Annotated in this window: 4 protein-coding genes; all 4 read right to left on the reverse strand. The window is 59.9% G+C overall.

Annotation, left to right across the window (positions count from 1 at the left end):
- Nucleotides 1-148 (reverse strand): DUF3309 family protein (locus EN750_RS26555; RefSeq protein WP_127398377.1); only part of this gene is annotated, 148 nt, incomplete at its 3' end.
- 145 nt (nucleotides 149-293) lie between these two features.
- Complete coding sequence (locus EN750_RS26560) at nucleotides 294-911, reverse strand: NAD(P)H-dependent oxidoreductase (protein WP_127398379.1); 618 nt, start codon at nucleotides 909-911, stop codon at nucleotides 294-296.
- Nucleotides 912-1431: 520 nt separating this feature from the next.
- Nucleotides 1432-2037, reverse strand: coding sequence for an alpha-ketoglutarate-dependent dioxygenase AlkB (locus tag EN750_RS26570; protein WP_127398381.1), 606 nt, complete (start codon nucleotides 2035-2037; stop codon nucleotides 1432-1434).
- A gap of 392 nt (nucleotides 2038-2429) precedes the next feature.
- Nucleotides 2430-3013: Crp/Fnr family transcriptional regulator (locus EN750_RS26575; RefSeq protein WP_145967931.1), on the reverse strand; the 584-nt coding region annotated here is incomplete at its 5' end.

The raw sequence follows: 3013 nt of genomic DNA on the forward strand, positions 1-3013 counted from the left end.
CGACCAGGATAATGACTATAAGCAGCAGAAGACCGAGGCCGCCCCCGCCGTAATAGCCGGTGCCGTAGAATGGCCCGCCGCCAAGCCCACTAAAACCGCCAAGCAATGCAATAATCAGAATGATGATAAGAATTGTGCCGAGACCCATGACTTGCTCTCCTGTTTGCGGCTTCGCGCCTTAGACGGAGCGGCGGTCGCCGGCTGATGTGATTATGAACTCGCTACAAGCCTTCCTGTTCCCGACTGAGACCGCATCGACGCTGCCAGGTTGAAGGATGTCAGGCGAACAAAGGTCACCCCGAGATGCCCAAGTAGCCCCGGTCTTTCAGCAATCCAGCGAGATGGGCGGCGTTTGATGCTGCCATTTCGATCGCACCCGAGACTTTTTCCGGAGTCGCCGGCAGATCGACATAGTTAACCTCCTGCAAGGCCTCGCCGACCCAGTAGACCCCGCCATTGGCCGGGATGGTGAAGCCAACATCGTTCAGTGCCTGAAAGCATTCCGCGTGGCAGTGATGCGCACCGTCCTCATTGCCGACGATGGCCACCAAGGCCACCTTTCCTGCTGCCGGCATGCGCCCTTTGTCATCGGTCTCCTCGAGAAACGCATCCATCCGCTCCAGGACGCGCTTGGCCACACTCGAGGGCTGGCCAAGCCAGATCGGGAGCCCGAGTACGAAAATGTCGGCCGCCAGTATTTTCTTTCTGAGTTTCGGCCAATCGTCGCCCTCGCCCATGTCGGAGAGCACGCCGGGTTTGATATCGTGACTGAGCGCACGCACGATCTCGCCCTTCACCTCGTATTGCATCAGCGCCGCCAGGACATCGGCGAGCAACCGATCGGTGGAGGATTTTTCTCTGTCGTTCGAAGCTTTGAGCGAGCAATTAAGTGCGAAGGCCGTGAGCGGCATCTGGATCTCCCTGCATTGTCCTAATTGCGATCGCCCCGACTTCCTCGCGACAGCCCATTCGCCCGTTGCGGGACCGCCCGGCATTTAACGCCAGGGTTGAATGCTTGTTCCGCCAGGCTGACCAACAGGCCGGTGGCGAGATTGCCCCTCCTCCCACGTGGCGACGGTCCAGCCGGCACACAGCGGCTGGCTCTTGAGCACTGACCACCGCTGGAGAACTGCAACCAGTGGGGCAACTTAGTCGATCGCTCGTCGTTTTCTCCTGAATTCCTGAGAATGGATCAACGATGCTCGTCCCTCGAAGCAGGCGATATGCAGCTGGCGGTATCCACGGCCGGCGATCCGGGCCGACCGGCCTTGATCCTTCTGCACGCTGGCCCCATTCCCGGAAAATCTATGATGGTGTGATCGATGAACTCGGCGGGCGATACTTTACGCTGGCTTTCGATCTTCCGGAGATCGGTGGATCGCGTGGCACGCCGCCGTCGGCGGAAAAGAAGGTTCTTATGCTCCTGCGGAGTTAGCGCAATGTCCGCAAGGTGATCGAGTATCGATGCAGGTCAACTGGCGGAATGCTGTGCTCCCATTCCGTGCGCGATCGTCCAGTCATGAGATACGCCGACCTTGGTTCGACGACGATGGTCCGGCGATCCCACTTGGCGCCATTCTTCCGCCGGAGCCGGAAGCTGCAAGGCGCCAGCAACGAAACACCCGCAACGTCTTCGAAATGAGGTTTGTCTCGATGCCAGCCGATGCCGGCGCCGGGCCGGTATTCATTGATCAACACTTGCGCGAAGGCCTCGGCGGGCTTGCCTGCCAACGCCGCGATCTGGTCGCGCAGGGCCAACAGGAAGTCAGGGATCGGCGGGGCCTCGACCACCTGGCGCCTATCGTAGTCGTAGCGCAGGCCAAAACCCACGACGCGCCGGTTTGCCAGATGGCCATGGAAATCGAACGCCTCGAAAGGCAGGCCTTCGAGATGCCGGGCGAGTTCGGTTTCTTCTTGCGCGGTGATAAGATCAGGCTGGTAGAGGAAACCTTCCGGCAGGTCGTCGGCGGCACCAAAGAGATCGTGCTGGAGCCCGGATGAGTCGGAGCCGAGTGCTTTCGATTTGGGTGTCGCCATCCCAGCTAGATGGTGAAGGCCAGTCCGCCTGGCAATATCGGAACCGAGCCAGCAAATCTGCACTCCGCCCTGCGGATATCACCGCACTGACCGGACAAAGCCTGTCAATCCGGAGTCTATCGGGGTGACTGTATTCAATCCAGGATTCCGCGGGCATGCCTTGAATGCGATCGAGGGACGCTGCGTCCATGTACGTACGATTCTTACCGAACCATCAGCTTCCGTTGCCAGTTGCTTGTCAGCAACTAGATTGGCAACGCGGCATCCCCAAAAAATGCCGCGGTGGCCGGCGCGGGTTTGGGCAACGGTGTCTCACCGGCATCATCGCGTCGGCCACTCGAAATGTCTTCTTGGCGGTTCAGTGGCGGAGAAGCCTCTGTTGGCCCCGGCCCTCAAGCGAGTGGCCGCTCCTGCCTCGCGGGATGCTTCGAGCCCAAATCTCCGATAAGCCGGCGGTACTGGGTTTCGGGTGGGCCGTAAGAGTCTCGCGCCAACTTTATGAGACCATCTCGATCGCGGATCGTGATCTCTCCGCGGCGCGCCCGGATATAACCGTAACTCTCGATCATCTGGAGGCCGACGGTAACCCCCGGACGCCTGACACCAAGCATGATGGACAGAAATTCATGGGTTATCATGAGCCGGTCGCCGACAGTACGGTCGCTGCACATCAGAAGCCATCTCGCCAGTCGGACTTCCAGGCTCTGCCGTGCGTTGATCGATGCGGTGTAGCTTGTCTGAACGTGGAAATATTGGACATAGCGCAACAGGAACGGTCGCAATGTAGGACTGTCCTCCAGGGCTTCGACGAAGGGGGCAGCCTCCATCCGGAGGGCCTCGCATGTCGACTGGACGTAACAGTCAAAGTTGGCCTGGTCGTCCCCCATGACCAGGGCCGAGCCGGTCATTCCCTCGAACCCGATGATTCCGACTTCCGCTTCGGTCGCCGCCGAAGTTCTCGCCACCACCGAGGCCA

This window comes from Mesorhizobium sp. M7A.F.Ca.ET.027.03.2.1 (assembly GCF_003999175.1).
In the GTDB taxonomy this organism is placed as follows: Bacteria; Pseudomonadota; Alphaproteobacteria; order Rhizobiales; family Rhizobiaceae; genus Mesorhizobium.